Source organism: Citrobacter sp. wls615 (assembly GCF_005281355.1).
GTDB classification, from domain to species: domain Bacteria; phylum Pseudomonadota; class Gammaproteobacteria; order Enterobacterales; family Enterobacteriaceae; genus Citrobacter; species Citrobacter werkmanii.
Map to the genome: position 1 here is coordinate 152453 of NZ_SZXM01000027.1, position 19797 is coordinate 172249.

The window sequence follows — 19797 nt, forward strand, 5'->3', positions numbered from 1 at the left end:
GACTCCTTAATGCAGTCCAAAAACATTCAGCATGGTGGCAAGCTTGGCTCCCGTTTCACGCCATTCCGCAACCGGAGAAGATGCAGGCACAATTCCGGCGCCGGCAAAGAAACGAACCTGATTACGCAGCAGCTTCGCGCAGCGGATCGTCACCACCCATTCGCCGTTGCCTTCGGCATCACACCAGCCGACAATGCCGCCGAACAGTTCGCGATCGAACGGCTCCAGCTCGGCGATCAGCTTGCGCGCAACCTGATGCGGGAAACCGCTCAGCGCAGGCGTCGGATGCAACAGGCACGCCAGCGTCAGCGCGTTTTCCTCTGCGTTGGCTTTACCTTCAAACGGCGTACCGAGATGCCAGAGCGTAGGCGTAGTGACCAGTTGCGGAGAGGAAGGTAGTTGCAGTTCACTGCTGCGATCGCGCAATACCGTTTTCATCGCCTGCGTCACCAGGTCGTGCTCATGGCGGTCCTTCTCAGACGCCAGCAGGCGGATCCCTGCTTCGCGATCCAGCACATCATCAGGCTGACGACGCGCCGAACCGGCCAGCGGCAGCGAGCTAAAACGATCGCCCTCTTTGCGTAACAGCAGTTCCGGGCTGGCGCCAATCAATACGCCACCGTCTTCAATAGGGACATGGAAGTTGTAACTCGCCGGATTTTGCGCCACCAGACGCTCAAGTAACGCCCCACTGTCAATATTGGCATCGGTGGTGATATCGATCAGGCGTGACAACACCACTTTGTCGACTTCCGGGGTTGCCGTCAGCGCCGCCGCCCGGGCAACCATCTCTTCAAAAAAGTCCTGTTCCGGAATCGATTTACGCTCAACGACGTTTAATGACTGATGCCGATTAAAGTAACGTGATGATTGCTGCTTTGCCGTGCGAGAGAAGCTCTGCCACGATTGGGGAATAAACAGCGATGATGGCTGGCGGGTATCGAAAGGAATTGCCCCGACCATGATGGGGTTAGCGATGCCCTGTGATTTGGCATCAGCAAACAGTGCGTGCATTTTGTGTTGGAAAGGGCTGTCTGGCGAATCGCCATCAATTGCCGGTTCCGCATAGCGGGCGAAGCATCCTGACGTCGTAAAACTACGATACGGCGACATAAAGAAAAAAATGTCGGGAGCGAGCGTCGGCATAGTCTGCGTTTTTTCCTCGGCCAGTGACATATCCATATCATCCTCCAAAAATGATAAAGGCTCTAATAATGATTATCATTTATATTTTCGGTCGCTAACCTAAAAGCAAAGCGGCTGTATGTCAACTCTTGTGGCAGCACAATGTGCGACTTTGGCTTGCATCCTTGCTCGCTAACAATGAAAATGAGAAGCATTAACCATACTGATAACAGGAAGCTGATTCGTGAGTCTCCCCTCTTTTTGTCGCACCGTGCTTTTATTGACTGGTGTGTTTATTTCAGGAGTTTCTTTAGGTGACGCCGCCGACTGGCCGCGTCAGATCACCGACAGCCGTGGCACGCATACGCTGGAGCATAAGCCGCAGCGCATTGTCTCCACCAGCGTCACCCTTACCGGCTCGCTGCTGGCGATTGATGCTCCGGTCATCGCCAGCGGCGCCACCACGCCGAACAACCGCATTGGCGATGCGCAGGGCTTTTTACGTCAATGGAGCGATGTGGCCAGGGAACGCAAACTCAGCCGTCTGTACATCGGTGAACCGAGCGCTGAGGCCGTAGCGGCACAAATGCCGGATCTGATTCTAATCAGCGCCACCGGCGGCGACTCCGCCCTCGCGCTATACGATCAGTTGTCCACCATCGCGCCCACGCTTATCATCAACTACGACGACAAAAGCTGGCAGTCGCTGCTGACGCAACTGGGTGAAATTACCGGTCAGGAACAACAGGCAGCAGCGCGTATTGCCGAATTTGATAAGCAACTGCAAGCGGTTAAGCAACGTATCACCCTGCCACCACAGCCGGTCAGCGCGCTGGTCTATACCGCTGCGGCGCACAGTGCCAATCTTTGGACGCCTGAGTCGGCACAGGGCAAGCTGATGGAACAGCTAGGCTTCACGCTGGCGCCGCTACCTGCCGGTTTGCACACCAGCCAGAGCCAGGGCAAACGCCACGATATCATCCAGCTTGGCGGTGAAAATCTGGCGGCAGGCCTGAACGGCGAAGCGCTGTTCCTGTTTGCTGGCGACAGCAAAGATGCCGAAGCCATTTATGCCAATCCGCTTCTGGCGCATCTGCCAGCCGTGCAAAATAAACGTGTTTACGCCCTGGGCACGGAAACCTTCCGTCTCGACTACTACAGCGCGACGCTGCTGTTGCAACGTCTGTCAGCTCTCTTTTAATCGCCAGCGCCGGATGCGGCTAACGCCCTATCCGGCCCGTCAGGCATTCACTGGCATTTGCCGGAATCGACGTAGTTCCCCCAGCAACAGCAGCAGTAGCAGACCAACAATCACCAGCCCAAATCCACTCACGCTTGCCGAGGCGACGGGCGTCATCATCGCCCCCAAACCGCCTAACAGCGCCGCGCCAATCGCATCCCCGGTGACGTTCTGCGCCGTCCACAAACCGTTAATTCGCCCGAGCATCGCTTCTGGCGTTTGCGTCTGTAACAGGGTGTACTGCAACAAAGAACTAACCGCACTTAACCAACCGAACAGCGCCAGGCAGACTACCCCAAGCTCCCAGACCGGCATCAAGCCAAACAGGCCGATAGCCAGGAACGAAGCCACGGTAGAACCCAGCATGATCAGTCCCGGACGAACGCTGTGCGCTAGCTGTCCGCTGGTCAATGCCCCCACCGCCGCGCCAAGAGGAATAGCCGCATACAGCAAACCTATTTGCGCGCTCGACATCTGCCAGTTAATCGCCAGCGCCGGATACAGCACGCGCACGGCGCTCGCCATGGTCAACAAGCCCCCGAGCAACGCAATGCCGCCAATCAGCGGACTGGCGAGCAAAAAGCGAAATGCTGCCAGCAGCGATTTCAGCGGATGCTCGCGCGGCTGCGGCGGTGGAGGTAACGTGGGAAGGCTCAATAGAGGCAGTAAGGTTATGAACGTGCCTGCCGCCGCCAGCCCGTAGTTCCAGGCCACGCCGCCGGTCGCCAGCAGCACTCCGCCAAGCATCGGCGAAATGACCGAACCCAAACGCACCGTCAGCATGGTAATCGCCCCGGCCTGCATCAGGTTTTCCCGCCCGACCAACGCCGGCGTTGCTGCCAGCAAAGCCGTCACGCCCAGCGAGGCAAAGAAACCGTCCCATAAGCCAAGCAGATAAATCGCCAGTAACGACGGTTCGGGTAGCAGCGCATTCAGACACAAACCAATAAAGCCGACGCCACAGGTTCCACGCGCCAACAGGATCACCTTTTTACGCTCATAGCGGTCGGCCAGTACGCCACCAACCATCAGGCCAATAAACATCGCGCTGCCGGTCAACGTCACCGACAAACCGACTTGCCAGGTCGACTGGGTCATCATCTGGATCTGTACCGGAACCGCCACACCGAGTAGCCCCAAAGAGACAATGGAAATAAAACGAGCGAGGAAGACGGCGCGAAATGCAGGGTGGGTCTTTAACAGGCTGAGATTAAGCAGCCAGGATTGTCGATTCATTACAGAGCCTTACCAGGTACTTTTTCAATATCCATTCGATGGCTGCACATGCTAACATATCCAAATAAGATCGATAACGATAATTACTATCATTATCAGGGAAGTTGATATGTCATGCTCTGTTTCCGCGACACGCGCCTTCGCCGTGCCCGGACTATTGTTATTACTTGTTCTCACCACGGTATTAAGTCTGGTTATTGGCGCAAAATCGCTACCTGCCTCCGTGGTGCTGAACGCACTCTCCGGCAGTTGCCAAAGCGCGGATTGCACCATCGTGCTGGACGCGCGACTGCCACGCACGCTGGCAGGACTGCTCGCCGGCGGCGCGCTGGGTCTGGCGGGCGCATTAATGCAAACGCTCACGCGTAACCCGCTCGCCGATCCGGGGATCCTTGGCGTTAACTCTGGCGCCAGCTTCGCCATCGTGCTGGGCGCGTCGCTGTTCGGTTTCTCTTCGCCACAGGAACAATTGCTGATGGCTTTTGCCGGGGCGCTGGCCGCCTCGCTGATTGTGGCGTTTACCGGTAGCCAGGGCGGTGGGCAGCTCAGCCCGGTACGACTGACGCTGGCGGGCGTTGCGCTGGGTGCAGTGCTCGAGGGGCTATCCACCGGCATCGCCCTACTCAACCCGGACGTCTACGATCAGTTGCGTTTCTGGCAGGCCGGTTCCCTCGATATCCGCAGCCTGCAAACGCTGAAGGTAGTACTGGTGCCGGTATTGATTGCCGCGGCTGTCGCATTGTTCCTCAGCCGTGCCCTGAATAGCCTGAGTCTCGGCAGTGACACCGCAACCGCGCTTGGCAGTAAAGTCGCTCGTACGCAGTTTATCGGCCTGCTGGCGATCACTGTCCTGTGCGGCAGCGCGACCGCGATTGTTGGTCCTATCGCCTTTATCGGCCTGATGATGCCGCATATGGCGCGCTGGCTGGTAGGCGCCGATCACCGCTGGTCATTGCCCGTCACTCTGCTGGCAACCCCCTCTCTGCTGTTAATTGCCGATATTATCGGTCGTGTGATTGTCCCCGGTGAGCTGCGTGTTTCGGTGGTCAGCGCGTTTATCGGCGCGCCGGTGCTTATCTTTTTGGTACGCCGTAAATCGCGCGGGGGTGGCGCATGATGCATCGCTCACGTCGCCTGATCATCAGCAGCATGCTGCTGGTTGTAGGTTGTCTCGTCGTTGGATTGTGGAGCCTGCGTAGCGGCGTCGTTACGCTGGAAACTCAGCAAATTATTGCCGCTCTGTTCGGCGATGCGCCGCGCAGTATTACGCTGGTGGTCACCGAATGGCGTTTGCCACGCGTGCTCATGGCGCTATTGATTGGCGCAGCACTGGGCGTGAGCGGCGCAATATTTCAGTCGCTGATGCGCAACCCGTTGGGCAGCCCGGATGTGATGGGTTTCAATACCGGAGCCTGGAGCGGTGTACTGGTGGCAATGGTGCTGTTCGGTCAGCATCTCACCGCTATCGCACTGGCGGCTATGCTGGGTGGGATCCTGACTTCACTGGTAGTCTGGGCGCTCGCCTGGCGTAATGGTATCGACACCTTCCGGCTAATAATTATTGGTATTGGCATACGCGCTATGCTGGTGGCGTTCAACACCTGGCTGCTACTGAAAGCATCATTAGAAACCGCGTTAACAGCCGGACTGTGGAACGCCGGATCGCTCAATGGCCTGACCTGGGCCAAGACCTGGCCTTCTGCCCCGCTGATTATTGTGATGCTGGTGTGCGCCACACTGCTGGTGCGCCGGATGCGTTTACTGGAAATGGGTGATGACAGCGCCTGTGCGCTTGGCGTCAGCGTTGAGCGTTCGCGTCTGATGATGATGCTGGTCGCCGTGGTACTGACCGCCGCCGCCACCGCGCTGGCAGGTCCAATTTCCTTTATTGCTCTCGTCGCCCCGCATATTGCGCGTCGACTTAGCGGCACATCCCGCTGGGGATTAACCCTGTCAGCGCTGTGCGGCGCATTGCTGCTGCTGATGGCGGATTTATGCGCCCAACAGCTGTTTATGCCTTATCAGCTTCCGGTGGGTGTGGTCACCGTAAGCCTCGGCGGTATTTATCTTATCATCTTGTTAATTCAGGAGTCCCGCAAAAAATGATCGAATCAGTTGCCCGTTTGCGCGGCGACCAGTTAACGCTGGGTTATGGCAAGTTTACCGTAGCGGAAAACCTCAATGTGTCGATTCCCGACGGTCACTTTACCGCGATCATTGGGCCAAACGGCTGCGGGAAATCAACGCTACTACGTACACTGAGTCGTCTGATGACACCCGCACACGGCAAGGTTTGGCTCGACGGTGAGCATATTCAGCACTATGCCAGCAAAGAGGTCGCACGCAGAATAGGTTTGCTGGCGCAAAACGCCACCACGCCGGGTGATATTACCGTACAGGAGCTGGTTGCTCGCGGGCGTTACCCACATCAGCCGCTGTTTACCCGCTGGCGGCAAGAAGATGAAATCGCGGTAAACACAGCGATGCAGGCCACAGGGATCACGCATCTGGCAGCGCAAAGTGTAGATACTCTTTCCGGCGGGCAACGTCAGCGCGCATGGATTGCAATGGTGCTGGCGCAGGAAACATCGATTATGTTGCTCGATGAACCCACCACCTGGCTGGATATCAGCCATCAGATTGATCTGCTGGAGCTGCTCAGTGAGCTAAACAGGGAGAAGGGTTACACGCTGGCCGCCGTTCTACACGATCTCAATCAGGCCTGTCGCTACGCCACGCATCTGATTGCGCTTCGTGACGGAAAAATTATTGCCGAGGGGGCACCGGAGGAGATTGTTACTGCGGAGCTTATCGAAAAAATCTATGGATTACGCTGTATGATTATCGACGATCCGGTTGCCGGCACGCCGTTAGTGGTGCCACTAGGGCGCAACAAATAACGAGATTTAACGTATGGCGGCTGCCTGCCGCCATACGCCAATTAATCACACCAGTTGCTGATCAATAAACGTCATTTTTTGCTTACGCGACACCATGGCGTAGTTCAGCAGAACGCCGCCACAAGCCACCATGCCACCCAGTAACGCCGCCAGAATAACGATTATCGATTTAGCCGGACCATCTTTTTTCACGGGCAGTGAAGGTGAAAGCTGATATTTAAACGGCGTAAATTTTACGTCACTCACATTCATCGCTAACAGCTGATCAACGTGATATTGGCGGTTACGTAATTCTCCGTTAATCTCCGCAACATCTGTTACTGATTTTTCTATTTCTAATTTACGCGAGATACCGTCAGCGCCCAGTGAAATAGAGAAATCAGGGTCATCTTTCACCGCCTGGCCATTACTGTAGACCGGCTTTTTAATCCCGGCGGCATTCGCAATTTCCAGGGAGTAGTTGAGCCGCTGGATATTTGCTTCCATCTGGTTTTTGAGCCTGACGCGATCCATCGCCAGTCTTTCTTTCTCATAACTGGTTTTGATGAACAGTTTATTGCGAATATCTTCCAGCGTTTCTTTCACTACAATATCAGAAATATATCGGATATATCCCTGTAGCACAGACTGGGCTTCTTCGGCCTGAGGGGCGGTAAAGCTCAGCGTCCACGCGGTATACAGCGAGGTCTCATTCTTTTTGTCACGGTTGGCGTCAACCGCGGTCATTTTTTCACTGAGCCTGACGATTGCGCGGTGCAGGTCCATTTCGTCAATATCAGCGCCTTTCAATTGATCCATCACATAGGGTGAAGAACGCAGATAAACTTCTAACAATGAAGGCGACTGGAATTTTTTGATAAACAGGTTAAACACATCACCACGGCTAACGCCAATATCCATATCCAGTACGCGCAATTTGGTCAATGTATTCTCGAGGTTCTGCCACTGAACCGGTTCTGCTGGGGTCACGATGGCCTGACTGGTCCATTTTTGCGGCAGCAGGAAAGAGACCAGGATACCCACAAAGGCAAAGGCGAAAACGGTAGCCACAATTTTCGTCCTGGCGCGCCATAAGATTTCGATCAGGTTAACCAAATCTATTTCGTTGGTGTTTACCGTAGGCTGAGGATAGGCAGTAAATTCCGAAACGTTGTCTTGCTTAATATTTAATGATGACATGTTGCGTGACCTGAAAACTTTCCCAAATGAAAAACACTCCCGTGGGAGAAGTCTACCAGCTAGTCAGAATTATCTGAAACTTTCTTTGCGCATCCGCCCCTACCAAAAATTATCTTCGGAATTTATTCACTCTCCTCGCCAACCCATCCCACATCAAAGTAACAACCCCACAACATGACGCTGCATTATGGGGTTGTTCGATCGCCGCAATAGCAAAAGTGACTTTGTTACACAGATTGATTAATCAGCGCATTAATTACAGGCCCTATCGTCTCAAAGGCGGTGGGGGAAATGATGTCGACATGCGCGCAGTCCTGACGATAAACATCCAGACTGGATATCCATGGTGACCAGCTACGTTCAGGGCTAACGTCCTGCGGTAATGTGCGTTCAGCAACAAACAACGTCGCGTGGCCCGCAAAAGGTACGCTGTGGGCTGTGGTTAACAGGCGAACCGCATCGGCATAATTACCTTCAATAGCGTTGAATAACGCGTCAGACGCATTGCCCTGCTGTGCGGCCAGAAACGCTTCACGTTCACGCTCGATCTCCGCCAGTACGGCAGGATCCAACCCATTAGCCTCTTTTTCCTGCCAATTTTGCGTTTCCGGCGGCCAGGTATCCAGCAGCCCCAGAAAGGCAACTTTCTCACCCCGGGCGAGTAAACGCGCGGCAATCCCCTGCGCCAAAGTGCCACCCAGCGAATAACCTAATAAATAGTATGGACCGTGAGACTGCTGGTTAAGCAGCGTTGCCAGATGATGGTCACATACCGCATCGAGGTTTTCCGCCGTTTGCATGGGTCCATCCGGTCGCGGTGACTGAATGCCTATTATCGACCACTGTGGACTGAGGTAACGCGACAGCACGCTAAACTGCCAGGCAAAACCCGACGCCGGATGGAAGCAAAACAGCGTTGGGCCGTGACTTTCACGCAGCGGCAGCAGCGTCTCAAATCCCAGACGCTGCGACTGTTCATCATCATGGTTCTCCAGCAATGCGCTGAGTTGTTCAACGGTAGAAGCCACCATAATCTGACCTGGCGTCACCTGTCGTTCAAACAGGCGACTCAATTGTGCCGCCAGCTTCATCGCCAGCAGAGAATGTCCGCCCAGCGCAAAGAAATCTGCCTCCACATCATTGACCTCACAATCCAGCAAGGCTGCAAAAGAGTGCGCAATGGTGGTTTCGATCCCAGGGCGCGGCGCACGTCCCGTTGTACGCGACGTTAACTGAGGCATCGGTAGCGCTTTACGATCCAATTTACCGTTCGCGCTGAGCGGCAGCTCCGCCAGTTGCAACAATACCGTCGGCACCATATGCGCTGGCAGTTTTTCGCGCAGACTCTCCCGCAATCCAGAGGTGTCCAGCGGTAAACCCGATTGCGACACCAGATACCCCACCAGTTGACGCGCATCGCCGCCGGTCGCCGCCGCCTGATTAAATACGCAGGCATGGGCAACAGCATGCTCGACATCGGGCAGTTGCTGCATCACTCGATCAATTTCCCCCAGTTCAATACGCTGTCCGCGAATTTTGAGCTGGTCATCGCTGCGCCCGAGATATTCCACCGCGCCATTTTCCAGCCAGCGGGCCACATCCCCGGTACGGTACATGCGTTCACCGGCATTAAACGGATCGGCGATAAAGCGGCTTGCCGTCAGATCCGCTCGTCCCAGATAGCCCTGCGCCAGTTGGATCCCCGTCAGGTATAGATCGCCCGCTACGCCGAAGGGCACCGGACGCATCATGGCATCAAGGATCCGCAAACCGGTGTTCCATATCGGATAACCAATCGGCACGCTGTTGCCGGTTACGGCGGCGAGCGCTTCCCCCCAGGCCGGATACCAGCTCACATCGACCGCCGCTTCGGTTGGTCCGTATAAATTGTGCAATGGCGCATGGGTCAACTGTTCCCACTCACGACACAAATCTGCTGGCAAGGCTTCGCCGCTGCAGAATACCCGCTTCAGCGAGGCACAACTTTCCTGCGCAGTTTCCGGCGTCAATGACGCAATAAAAGCAGCCAGCATGGAAGGGACAAAGTGAGTGGTCGTCACCCCGTATTGGGCGAAGAATTGCTGCATCGCCAGCGGGTCGCGGTGTGCCTCAGGTTCCGCCATCACCAATTTTGCGCCGGCTATAAACGGCCAGAAAAATTCCCACACCGAGACATCAAAACTGCACGGCGTTTTTTGCGCCACCACATCCTCTGCCGTTAGCGGATAGTGATTTTGCATCCACAGCAGGCGGTTGACGATGGCCGTTTGCCCGACCATCACCCCTTTTGGTCTGCCGGTAGAACCGGAAGTAAAAATAATATAGGCCGTATGATTAGGTTGAGAGAGGGCCAACGGCGCGGTATCTCCCACAGGCAGCGGCGCGTTGTAGCACAGGCTTTCCAGTCCTGGGATATCGCCAAAGCGCGCCAGTTGCTCATCGGTTGCGATCAACAATTTTGGCTTCGCGTCTTCGAGCATCATCCGCAGGCGATCGTCCGGGTATCCGGTATCCAATGGTAGCCAGGCGGCGCCGGCTTCAACAATACCGTGCAGCGCCAGCGTCAGGAACACGGAACGCGGTAATGCTACCGCAACGCTGTCACCTGGCTGTACGCCACGCGCACGCAGTAGCTGCGCCAGCGCCACAACCTGCTGGCGCATTTCGCGATAGCTTAACTGATAGCGAGCATCGGCCAGCGCCGGGGCATCCGGCGTTTTATCGGCCTGCTGTGCCACCAGCGCGCTCAGCGTAGTGGACGGGATCTCCACCGTCGTGTCGTTAATCTTCGCCAGCCGCTCATACTCCGCTGGCAACAGCATCCCGGCCTCACCACAGCGTAGCGCCGGATTGTCGGCAAACTGTTCGATAAGCGCGGTTAAACGCGATGCGTGTTGCGCCAGCGTCGCGGCATCGTAACGCTGTTTATTGGCGAGGATTTCAATACTCAGCCCACCGTTTTCATCCGGGAATAGCGCCAGCTCAAGATCGTTGACCGGGCCTGTCGCCAGGGTATGGGTCTGCGCCTGAACGCCCGGAATATTCAGCTGATAATCGAATATTTTCACGTTCAGCACCGGGCCGAACAGCGGCTCGGCACCAGCTGCGCGCCCGCTATCGCGAACAATTTGTTCAGCGTCATAACGCTGATGTCGCCGCATTTTCTTCAACTGCGCTGCCAACCGCTGGGCCAGCGCAGGCAAGCTTTCTGCCGCATCCAACCTCACGCCAAAGGGCAAAACGTTTAAAACCGGTCCGGTGGACGTGAGCGCCGCCGATCCCATACGCCGCATAAAGATAAACCCGGCGGCATAATCCATTCGGCTGCATAAACGTCCCAGCCACAAAGCCACCAGCGCCAGGGCAAGATCTGCTCGCTGAACGTCAGGCATCCGTGCCGCAAGCTGACGGAACGCTCCTTCTGGCGCGGTTAGCTTCAGACGAATAATATCGGCACTGGCCGAACGACCCGGCAACGGTTTGTCCGACAACGAGGCCGGGGGCGGTAGTTGCTTGCGTTGCTCGGTCCAGTAAGCACCATCACGTTGCCAGGCATCGCTTTGACGATACTGTTGGTACTCTTCCACGACCTCGGCGAATGGCGTAAAAGGCGAGTCTGCCGTGGATTGTCCACACTGCCATGCGCTGTAAATGGCGGCTATCTGGCGGGTAATGGCCGGGAAACTGAAGCCATCAACCAGCAGATGATGATAACGCTGATACCAGTACCAACGTTTATCTCCCACCTGAATGAGCTGATGGAAAACCAACGGTTTAGCGCCATCAGCGCGTAAGTCCTGTTGCAGATCGGCCTGCATCAGTGCGCGGGCTACTTCATGTGGGTTGGCATTTTCACGTAGATCGAGGATTTCAGGTTGCGCAAAAGTGAGCGTAGGATCGACCCATTGCCAGACCTCGCCGTTATCTTCGCTAAACCGCATCCGCAGAGTATCAGCCTGATCCAGACCGGCAACGATTGCCTTTGCCAGCAACGGCGCGTTCAGTTCACCGGTTAATTCTACATAGTGCGCAACGCTCCATGCCGAGGGCAAGGTGGAGAGTTTTTCCGCCATCCAGATCCCCGGCTGAGCCGCGACTAACGGTAAACGCTGAGTCATGGAGCCTCCTGCACATCAACGTAGTTTGCTGGCGTCAGGGTGGTCCAGTTTGCGTCCAGCCATTGCTGGCAGGCTTCCGGCGATTGCGGTTCGCACGCGACTTGCCAGCCAGCAGGAAGGGAGCACTGCTGCGGCCAGAGGCTAAACTGACGCTGTGGGTTTTGCAGAATGTAAAACTGGCCCTGCGGATTATCGAAGGGGTTACTGAATTCCATACTCAACTCCTGTCGTGGAACATCGTCCGGTTAAATCGTCTCGGAAAGCGGCTGCCAGAGCGTCATTAGCCCTTGCATCAGGCCGCCGCGCCAGCAAAGCGCATCGTGTCCGCCATCAACCTGACGCCAGAAAATAGATTGTGGTGCAGAGGGTAATTGGGCATATAGCGCCTGATTGGCACGAAAAATTATCGGCTCGCGGATCCCGGCCTCCAGAACGATACGCAGTCCCTGAACGCTGACCTGCCCGCTCTTCAGTTGCTCAACAATCGCCCCATCCTGATGACCGCCGCGATGCGGCCACCAGTAAGAACCGGACTGGCTAAGCACACAGCCGAAGCGCGCGGGCCAGTTCAGTCCCGCATACAGCGCAGACAACCCGCCAAAACTTTGTCCGGCGACCACCGTGCGCTGCGGATCGTCACTGAACGCAGTGGTCGTCTTTACCAGCGGCAATAGCTCCTGCTGTACCGCCAACCAAAAATCGGCGTTACACGGCAGTTCGCAACTACGATGAGATGTGTCGATCGCGTCAATCAGAAGATATACGGCGGGTGGGAGATCTCCGCGGTGCGTGAGCGCAGCCAGTGCAGGCCAGACCGGCATACTTTGTGCCCAAAACTGACCGTCCAGCAGGATAGCCAGCGGACGCGCTTCTGGTCGGGCGTCACCGGTGGTAAATACCCATACGCGACGCGTATTCCCAAGCCTGGTGCTGTGCCATTGCAGGCAAACTGCGGGGCAATCGGGATCTTCAGGCTGATCCCATCCAGGCTGTACGGGAGCGTCTGGCATTTCCAGCGCAGACACCGCATGGCCACGACCTCCCCGCCAGCTCTGAGGATTAAGAGGATCGGCAATCGCCTGCGGTAACAATTGTCGCCAGCCTTCACGCAACACAGTTCGGTCAGGCGCTTCACCCGCCGTCAGCGCGGAAAAAATATCGTCCCGAGCGGTGGGAATGAAACAGTAGCTACCGCGCCAGTGGGCGCTGAGGGAAACACTCCAGCACCAAACATTCGTACCGCTAATACGTTGCATCGACTGAGGGGGGACATTTTGATGGTGGTCGGTGACGCCGGTGATATAGACCCACACACGACGAATGGCTGACTCTTTTTCCGTTCCCTGCGGGTCACGCCACCAGAAGGTTACCCGATAATTTCCGTTCTCTTCACGCTCCCACTCCGGGCCTTTTTTCGACTGCCACCACGCTTCGCTTCCCGTCTTTAACGTCGTCACCGCCATAACCCCATGTTTACTGTGAATTTTTATGATTCAGCGTGAAATATATTGATAATATTATTGATAACTATTTGCATTTGCAATAGCGTATTGTCGCGCTGTGGGAAGCGCGCACAGTTTTTCACCACTTATAAACCGACCTGGCGCTGCGTACTTTTTCTGGAATGGAGAGTTTACGCGGATGCGGGCGACATCAGACCAAATGCCGCACCACGGCACATGGGTTCTCGTGGCTAAAAGAACAGCAGGACATACAATGAACAACAAGATTCATTCACTGGCCTTATTGGTCAATTTAGGGATTTACGGGGTAGCACTGCCAGCAATGGCAGAAGATCAAACTGAAAACGCCGCTGTCTCTCATGAAGACACCATCGTCGTTACCGCCGCTCAGCAGAACCTGCAGGCGCCGGGTGTTTCAACCATCACCGCGGATGAAATCCGTAAAAATCCTCCCGCCCGAGATGTGGCGGAAATCATCCGTACCATGCCTGGCGTTAACCTGACTGGTAACTCAACCAGCGGCCAGCGCGGTAACAACCGTCAGATTGATATTCGTGGTATGGGTCCAGAAAACACCCTGATTCTGATCGACGGTAAACCGGTGACCAGCCGTAACTCCGTGCGTCAGGGCTGGCGCGGCGAGCGTGATACCCGCGGCGATACCGCCTGGGTACCACCGGAGATGATCGAGCGTATTGAAGTGCTGCGTGGTCCTGCCGCCGCACGTTACGGCAATGGTGCTGCGGGCGGCGTGGTGAATATCATCACCAAAAAAGGCAGCAATGAATGGCACGGTTCGTGGGATACCTATTTCAATGCCCCGGAACACAAAGACGAAGGCTCGACCAAACGTACCAACTTTAGCCTGAACGGCCCATTGGGCGGGGATTTCAGCTTCCGTCTGTACGGTAATCTCGATAAAACTCAGGCCGACGCATGGGACATCAACGACGGTCACCAGTCGGCTCGTACAGGGTCATACGCCGATACGATGCCAGCCGGTCGTGAAGGGGTAAAAAACAAAGATATCAACGGCCAGCTGCGTTGGGATTTTGCTCCGATGCAATCGCTGGAGTTTGAAGCAGGCTACAGCCGCCAGGGCAATCTGTATGCTGGCGACACTCAGAACACCAACAACGATAACAAAACCAATGGGCTGGTAAAAAAATACTACGGTAAAGAAACTAACCGTATGTACCGCCAGAACTATGCGCTGACGTGGAACGGCGGTTGGGACAGCGGCATTACCACCAGCAACTGGGCGCAGTACGAACACACCCGCAACTCTCGCTTAGGTGAAGGTCTGGCAGGAGGTCTTGAAGGATTATTTAACAGTAATCATTTTACTGACACTGACCTGGCGGATGTCACTCTACACAGCGAAATTAGCATTCCATTCGACCTGTTGGTTAATCAGAACCTGACGCTGGGTACCGAGTGGAATCAGCAGCGTATGAAAGACATGAGTTCCAATACCCAGACGTTTATGGGGGGGAACATACCGGGTGCCAGCAGTACAGATCGTAGCCCGTATTCACAAGCTGAAATTTTCTCTCTGTTTGCTGAAAACAACATGGAACTGACCGACAGCACCATGCTGACGCCGGGTCTGCGTTTCGATCACCACAGCATTGTGGGCGATAACTGGAGCCCATCGCTGAACCTGTCTCAGGGGCTGGGCGACGACTTTACGCTGAAAATGGGCATCGCGCGCGCCTATAAAGCACCTAGCCTGTACCAGACTAACCCGAATTATATTCTGTACAGCAAAGGCCAGGGTTGCTACGCCACCGGTTCTGCCACCGGTATTGGCTGCTATATGATGGGTAACGATGACCTGAAAGCTGAAACCAGCATCAACAAAGAGATTGGTCTGGAGTTCAAACGCGACGGCTGGCTTGCAGGCGTTACCTGGTTCCGTAACGATTACCGCAACAAGATCGAAGCGGGAACCGCACCGCTAAGCAGAACGTCAATTACCCAGAAAAACCCGACTACGGGCAAAGAAACAACAACCTACACCGATATCTATCAGTGGGAAAATGTGCCTAAAGCGGTGGTTGAGGGTCTGGAAGGGACGTTGAACGTGCCGGTTAGCGAAACCGTTACCTGGACCAACAACATCACTTACATGCTGCAAAGTAAGAATAAAGAGACCGGCGAACGCCTGTCGATTATTCCTGAGTACACGCTGAACTCAACGCTGAGCTGGCAGGCACGCGAAGATTTGTCACTGCAATCAACCTTTACCTGGTACGGCAAACAGCAGCCGAAAAAATATGATTACCAGGGCAAACCGGTTACCGGCAGTTCGGCGAGTGAAGTCAGCCCGTACAGCATCGTCGGTCTGAGCGCGACCTGGGATGTGACGAAAAACGTCAGCCTGACCGGCGGCGTGGATAACGTCTTCGACAAACGTCTGTGGCGTGAAGGTAATGCCCAAACCACCAGTGATATCAAAACTGGCTACTATATGGCGGGCGCAGGCGCATACACCTATAACGAACCGGGCCGCACGTGGTTCATGAGCGTGAACACGCACTTCTGATAACGTTTATCCCTCTCCTCGCCTGTGGGGAGAGGGAAATCATCGCTAGCATGCACACCACGCACACACCGCTCACTTTCGCAGACCACACGCTGCATATTGTCGAGTTTGATCCCGCCAGCTTTCATGAGCAGGACCTGCTCTGGCTCCCCCACCACACTCAGCTTCAGTCCTGTGGACGTAAGCGTAAAGCTGAGCACTTAGCTGGGCGTATTGCCGCCGTACACGCGCTGCGCGAATTTGGCCTCAAAACCGTACCCGGCATCGGCGCGCAACGCCAACCGTTATGGCCGCAAAATCTGTTTGGCAGCATCAGCCATAGCGCATCAACTGCGCTGGCGGTGGTGTCGACGCGTCCCGTTGGAGTGGACATCGAAACTATTTTTCCACCACCAGCCGCCGTTGAGCTGGCTGACAGCATTGTCGATAACCACGAACGACAGATTATGCATCACGCCAACCTGCCCTTTCCACTCGCCTTAACCCTGGCGTTCAGCGCAAAGGAGGGCCTGTATAAAACGTTTTCGGAACACACTACGGCGTTACCGGGGTTCGCCAGCGCTAAAGTTACCGCCCTCACCCCAACCCAGATAACCTTACGAATCCAGCCCTTATTTTCGCAAAGCCTCGCCGGGCAGGAAATTAACGTTCGCTGGTTTCAGCGCGATCGCCAGGTCATTACGCTGTGCGACGTTATTTTTTAACAAACTCACCAATCGCCTGATACGTAGCCTGCGCCTCCTGCGGAACTTTATCCTCCAGCATCAAATATGCGTGCGTCATCCCAGGAAAGTGCACATGCTGAACGGATATCCCCTCCGCCTGCAATCTGGCGACAAATGCAAAACCCTCATCCCGTAACGGATCCAGCCCACCACTGAATACCAGGGTAGATGGAAAATTCTGGCTCAGCGGCAGATAAAGCGGAGACACCTGTTTACGATCTTCTCCATTGCGGAAATATTGCTGAAAATACCAGCGTATTTTGCTTTCATCCAGCAGCTTTCCTGAACCGTTTTCCTGTACCGACGGCCAGTTCAGGGTGTAGTCCAGGCTCGGATAAATCAGCACCAGGCGATGAATAAATCCCGGCAGCTCACGGGATAAAGCAGCGGCCAGCGTCGCGCTGAATGCACCGCCGCCGCTGTCACCAATAAGCGTAAGTTGGCGAGTATAAGGAATATGCTGACTTTCGAGCAGCGACCAGACGTGTTCTATCGCGGCTTTAGCATCGCAAAGACCCGCCGGGTAAGGATTTTCTGGCGCACGTCGATAATCAACCGCAACAACGGTATTTTTTGTCGCCATCGCCAGATGTCGGGCGATAGGGTCGTACACCTCCACCGAACCACTCAGATGTCCGCCGCCATGGATAAACACCACCACCTTCGGCTCTGTAGTAAGTGTCGGGCGATAAATCCGTACCGGAATGCGACGCTCCCCGGTATCCACTTCAGTATTGATAATCGCCGCCATCGGCTCCAGGGCGGATACATTCGCTTTTGTCAGCGCCGCTAATCCTGCTCGAGAGCTGAGCGTGTCGTAGACGGGATTGGGATTATGGGGTTGCGCGGCGAGAAAATCAGCCAGCGGCGCGGGCGGTGTTTGCGCCACCGGACCGTGTTCCTGTTGCCAGCATTGTTGATAACCTTGCTGTTGCATCTGCACTGTCTCAGCGTTGACGACCTCACAGGAAAAGCACTCTGCCATCGACCTGCGTTGCCGCCCATGTTCATCAAAGTTGTCGGCAGCCAGCCAGCGCTGCAATGCGGCATCGCGCTGCGGCCATTCGCTATCAATTATTGATAACCAGTCGCTGTCGCGGTTGCGCCCCTTACGCACAATCTTCTGGCGAAAACGCCCTTCAAAGATAAATCCAAGACGCTCTGCCGCCCGTCGCGACGCCGTATTCAACGAATCGCATTTCCACTCCACACGACGGTACCCTAACGCAAACGCCTGACGCAGCAGCAGCCAGACGCTTTCGGTGCCGAGTACCGTATTTTTCATGCGCGGCGACCAGGTCACATGACCAATTTCGACCGAGCCATGCTCCCGCTCGATCGCCATAAAACACACCAGGCCAACGGCACGCCCGGAACGCTGTTCAATTACCGCATAAGGAACCAGAGAGGCGTCAGTGGATTTTGCCGTGATCCAGCAAGCCGCGGCTTCAACGCTCGTTGGGCGAGAGCTTGCAAGCCAGGTCCAGTCGCGATCGTCGGGTGCCTGCGCATAGGCATCAAACAGGTCGGCGGCATGGCTGTCAGCATCCAGAGGAACCAAACGGCAGTACTGCCCAACAAGCTCTTCCCGTGGCAGCACGGCGGCACCTTTCCAGTCCGGAACAACATCGCCGACTGTCTGTCCATACAGATTTATTTCCGGCACGACTCAACCCCTGTTGCGAAGCAAAAAATAGTTATAGCACCTGCCATTTCGCCTTCAAAGCGTCGCCAGAAGATTTTGACAACGAACAGAAAATCAGCAGCGCTTCTATACTCTAAGGATTCAATCAACGCTGAAGAGAACCCTATGTCACTACCCGATTTTCATGTTTCCGACCCTTTTACGTTAGGCATTGAACTGGAAATGCAGGTGGTTAATCCCCCAGGTTACGACCTGAGCCAGGATTCTTCCCGGCTGATTGACGCCATTAAGCCGCAGCTTACTGCCGGGGAGGTGAAGCACGACATCACCGAAAGTATGCTGGAGATGGCAACCGGAGTTTGTCGCAATATCGACCAGGCTGATGCTGAATTGTCGGCCATGCAGCAGGTAATCATGCGGGTTGCGGCAGAGCATCACCTCGCCATCTGCGGCGGTGGTACGCACCCATTTCAAAAATGGCAACGTCAGGAAGTCTGCGATGACGAACGCTATCGACGTAACCTGGAAAATTTTGGTTATCTTATTCAGCAGGCGACCGTTTTCGGTCAACACGTCCATGTTGGCTGCGCCAACGGTGATGATGCCATTTACCTCCTGCACGGGCTGTCGCGATTTGTTCCTCATTTTATTGCGCTCTCTGCCGCCTCACCTTATATGCAGACATCCGACACGCAATTTGCCTGCTCGCGCCTGAATATATTCTCCGGATTTCCCGATAACGGTCCGATGCCATGGGTGAATAATTGGCCGGAATTTACGGGACTATTTCGTCGCCTGGCTTACACCAGCATGATTGATAGCATTAAAGATTTGCACTGGGATATCCGCCCCAGCCCGCACTTCGGTACGGTTGAGGTTCGGGTAATGGACACTCCGCTGACACTTAAACACGCGGTCAATATGGCGGGACTGATTCAGTCCACCGCCCACTGGTTACTCACCAAACGTCCATTCAAACACCAGGAACAGGATTATTTACTGTATAAATTCAACCGTTTTCAGGCCTGCCGTTTTGGTATGGCGGGAATCGTCACTGACGTGAATACGGGCGATGGGCATCGCCTGGCGGATGACACGCTACGGCTGCTGGAGAATGTCGCCGCCTCTGCGGACAAAGTGGGTGCGACCAGCGCGATTGAAGCCTTACGCCTACAGGTTAAAAATGGTCATGATGAAGCACAGAATATGCGTGATTTCGTGGCGGGAGGCGGATCGTTGAGTGGTCTGGTGAAAAAACACTGTGAGATTTGGGCAGGGCTTTAGGCGGGGGATTTGCGTTGCCCGCTGAGATCCCGGACAATGGTATTTTAACTCAAGTTTAACAATACCATGAGACACCCGCTTGAATCGCTGATGACCGCCGCAGGGATCCTGCTGCTGGCTTTTCTGTCCTGCCTGCTCTTGCCCGCCCCTTCACTGGGCCTGGTGCTGGCGCAAAAACTGGTTGCCACTTTTCATCTGATGGACCTCAACCAGTTTTACACGTTGCTGTTTTGCCTGTGGTTTTTACTACTGGGGGTGATTGAGTATTTTGTGCTGCGCTACATCTGGCGGCGCTGGTTCTCGCTGGCGGATTAAACCTGCGAGAACCCGGTGC

General features: G+C 55.2%; 15 protein-coding genes and 1 pseudogene. 8 read left to right on the forward strand and 8 right to left on the reverse strand.

The window, feature by feature from the left end; all coding sequences use genetic code 11:
- Positions 1-6: 6 nt before the first annotated feature.
- Complete coding sequence (gene entC, locus FDX04_RS10415) at positions 7-1182, reverse strand: isochorismate synthase EntC (RefSeq protein WP_137360479.1); 1176 nt, start codon at positions 1180-1182, stop codon at positions 7-9.
- A 187-nt stretch (positions 1183-1369) separates the two neighbouring features.
- Between entC and fepB the strand changes: the two genes are divergently transcribed.
- Positions 1370-2326: a Fe2+-enterobactin ABC transporter substrate-binding protein gene (fepB, locus tag FDX04_RS10420; protein ID WP_137360478.1), complete on the forward strand. Its 957-nt coding sequence runs from the start codon at positions 1370-1372 to the stop codon at positions 2324-2326.
- Between the two features lie 39 nt (positions 2327-2365).
- Here fepB and entS read toward each other — a convergent pair whose 3' ends face one another.
- Positions 2366-3601, reverse strand: a complete 1236-nt coding sequence (gene entS, locus FDX04_RS10425) for an enterobactin transporter EntS (RefSeq protein WP_137360477.1) — start codon at positions 3599-3601, stop codon at positions 2366-2368.
- Positions 3602-3710: 109 nt separating this feature from the next.
- On the opposite strand from entS, the gene fepD reads away from it, so the two are divergent.
- From fepD to fepC, 3 genes are read left to right on the forward strand one after another with little or no spacing between them, the layout of a single operon-like run.
- Positions 3711-4718, forward strand: coding sequence for a Fe(3+)-siderophore ABC transporter permease (gene fepD, locus FDX04_RS10430; RefSeq protein ID WP_137370891.1), 1008 nt, complete (start codon positions 3711-3713; stop codon positions 4716-4718).
- Positions 4715-5707, forward strand: coding sequence for an iron-enterobactin ABC transporter permease (fepG, locus tag FDX04_RS10435; protein ID WP_170972911.1), 993 nt, complete (start codon positions 4715-4717; stop codon positions 5705-5707). Before fepD ends, fepG begins: the two co-directional genes overlap by 4 nt.
- Positions 5704-6501, forward strand: coding sequence for an iron-enterobactin ABC transporter ATP-binding protein (fepC, locus tag FDX04_RS10440; protein WP_137360475.1), 798 nt, complete (start codon positions 5704-5706; stop codon positions 6499-6501). Before fepG ends, fepC begins: the two co-directional genes overlap by 4 nt.
- A 45-nt stretch (positions 6502-6546) precedes the next feature.
- Here fepC and wzz(fepE) read toward each other — a convergent pair whose 3' ends face one another.
- The 4 genes from wzz(fepE) to fes all read right to left on the reverse strand — a co-directional run bounded on the left by wzz(fepE) (position 6547) and on the right by fes (position 13261).
- On the reverse strand, positions 6547-7680 hold the full coding sequence (gene wzz(fepE), locus FDX04_RS10445) for an LPS O-antigen length regulator Wzz(fepE) (protein WP_137360474.1): 1134 nt from the start codon (positions 7678-7680) through the stop codon (positions 6547-6549).
- Positions 7681-7907: 227 nt separating this feature from the next.
- A complete protein-coding gene (entF, locus tag FDX04_RS10450) occupies positions 7908-11798 on the reverse strand; it encodes an enterobactin non-ribosomal peptide synthetase EntF (RefSeq protein WP_137360473.1) in 3891 nt (1296 codons plus the stop codon).
- Positions 11795-12013 carry an MbtH family protein gene (locus tag FDX04_RS10455; RefSeq protein WP_079225062.1) on the reverse strand — a complete coding sequence of 73 codons (219 nt, stop codon included), beginning with the start codon at positions 12011-12013 and terminating at the stop codon, positions 11795-11797. Before FDX04_RS10455 ends, entF begins: the two co-directional genes overlap by 4 nt.
- A gap of 30 nt (positions 12014-12043) precedes the next feature.
- On the reverse strand, positions 12044-13261 hold the full coding sequence (gene fes / locus FDX04_RS10460; protein WP_137360472.1) for an enterochelin esterase: 1218 nt from the start codon (positions 13259-13261) through the stop codon (positions 12044-12046).
- Between the two features lie 253 nt (positions 13262-13514).
- Between fes and FDX04_RS10465 the strand changes: the two genes are divergently transcribed.
- Positions 13515-15809, forward strand: coding sequence for a TonB-dependent siderophore receptor (locus FDX04_RS10465; protein WP_137370892.1), 2295 nt, complete (start codon positions 13515-13517; stop codon positions 15807-15809).
- A 50-nt stretch (positions 15810-15859) separates the two neighbouring features.
- Positions 15860-16513: an enterobactin synthase subunit EntD gene (gene entD / locus FDX04_RS10470; RefSeq protein ID WP_137370893.1), complete on the forward strand. Its 654-nt coding sequence runs from the start codon at positions 15860-15862 to the stop codon at positions 16511-16513.
- Here entD and FDX04_RS24460 read toward each other — a convergent pair.
- A complete protein-coding gene (locus FDX04_RS24460) occupies positions 16503-17519 on the reverse strand; it encodes an alpha/beta hydrolase (protein WP_371415438.1) in 1017 nt (338 codons plus the stop codon). The genes entD and FDX04_RS24460 overlap by 11 nt on opposite strands.
- A pseudogene (locus FDX04_RS24465) lies at positions 17511-18200 on the reverse strand (GNAT family N-acetyltransferase); the annotation flags it as partial. The gene FDX04_RS24460 and the pseudogene FDX04_RS24465, both read right to left, overlap by 9 nt.
- A 144-nt stretch (positions 18201-18344) precedes the next feature.
- Between FDX04_RS24465 and FDX04_RS10480 the strand changes: the two are divergent.
- On the forward strand, positions 18345-19463 hold the full coding sequence (locus FDX04_RS10480; protein ID WP_137360469.1) for a YbdK family carboxylate-amine ligase: 1119 nt from the start codon (positions 18345-18347) through the stop codon (positions 19461-19463).
- Between the two features lie 66 nt (positions 19464-19529).
- Complete coding sequence (locus FDX04_RS10485) at positions 19530-19778, forward strand: DUF1158 domain-containing protein (RefSeq protein ID WP_079225076.1); 249 nt, start codon at positions 19530-19532, stop codon at positions 19776-19778.
- Positions 19779-19797: the final 19 nt, after the last annotated feature.

Excerpts from the sequence above, each read along its gene's own strand:
- entD (WP_137370893.1), top strand. The coding sequence starts at position 15,860 with ATGCACACCACGCACACACCGCTCACTTTCGCAGACCACACGCTGCAT.
- entS (WP_137360477.1), bottom strand. The coding sequence starts at position 3,601 with ATGAATCGACAATCCTGGCTGCTTAATCTCAGCCTGTTAAAGACCCAC.
- FDX04_RS10455 (WP_079225062.1), bottom strand. The coding sequence starts at position 12,013 with ATGGAATTCAGTAACCCCTTCGATAATCCGCAGGGCCAGTTTTACATT.
- entF (WP_137360473.1), bottom strand. The coding sequence starts at position 11,798 with ATGACTCAGCGTTTACCGTTAGTCGCGGCTCAGCCGGGGATCTGGATG.
- fepC (WP_137360475.1), top strand. The coding sequence starts at position 5,704 with ATGATCGAATCAGTTGCCCGTTTGCGCGGCGACCAGTTAACGCTGGGT.
- FDX04_RS10465 (WP_137370892.1), top strand. The coding sequence starts at position 13,515 with ATGAACAACAAGATTCATTCACTGGCCTTATTGGTCAATTTAGGGATT.
- entC (WP_137360479.1), bottom strand. The coding sequence starts at position 1,182 with ATGGATATGTCACTGGCCGAGGAAAAAACGCAGACTATGCCGACGCTC.
- FDX04_RS10485 (WP_079225076.1), top strand. The coding sequence starts at position 19,530 with ATGAGACACCCGCTTGAATCGCTGATGACCGCCGCAGGGATCCTGCTG.
- fes (WP_137360472.1), bottom strand. The coding sequence starts at position 13,261 with ATGGCGGTGACGACGTTAAAGACGGGAAGCGAAGCGTGGTGGCAGTCG.
- FDX04_RS10480 (WP_137360469.1), top strand. The coding sequence starts at position 18,345 with ATGTCACTACCCGATTTTCATGTTTCCGACCCTTTTACGTTAGGCATT.
- fepD (WP_137370891.1), top strand. The coding sequence starts at position 3,711 with ATGTCATGCTCTGTTTCCGCGACACGCGCCTTCGCCGTGCCCGGACTA.
- FDX04_RS24460 (WP_371415438.1), bottom strand. The coding sequence starts at position 17,519 with ATGGCAGAGTGCTTTTCCTGTGAGGTCGTCAACGCTGAGACAGTGCAG.
- fepG (WP_170972911.1), top strand. The coding sequence starts at position 4,715 with ATGATGCATCGCTCACGTCGCCTGATCATCAGCAGCATGCTGCTGGTT.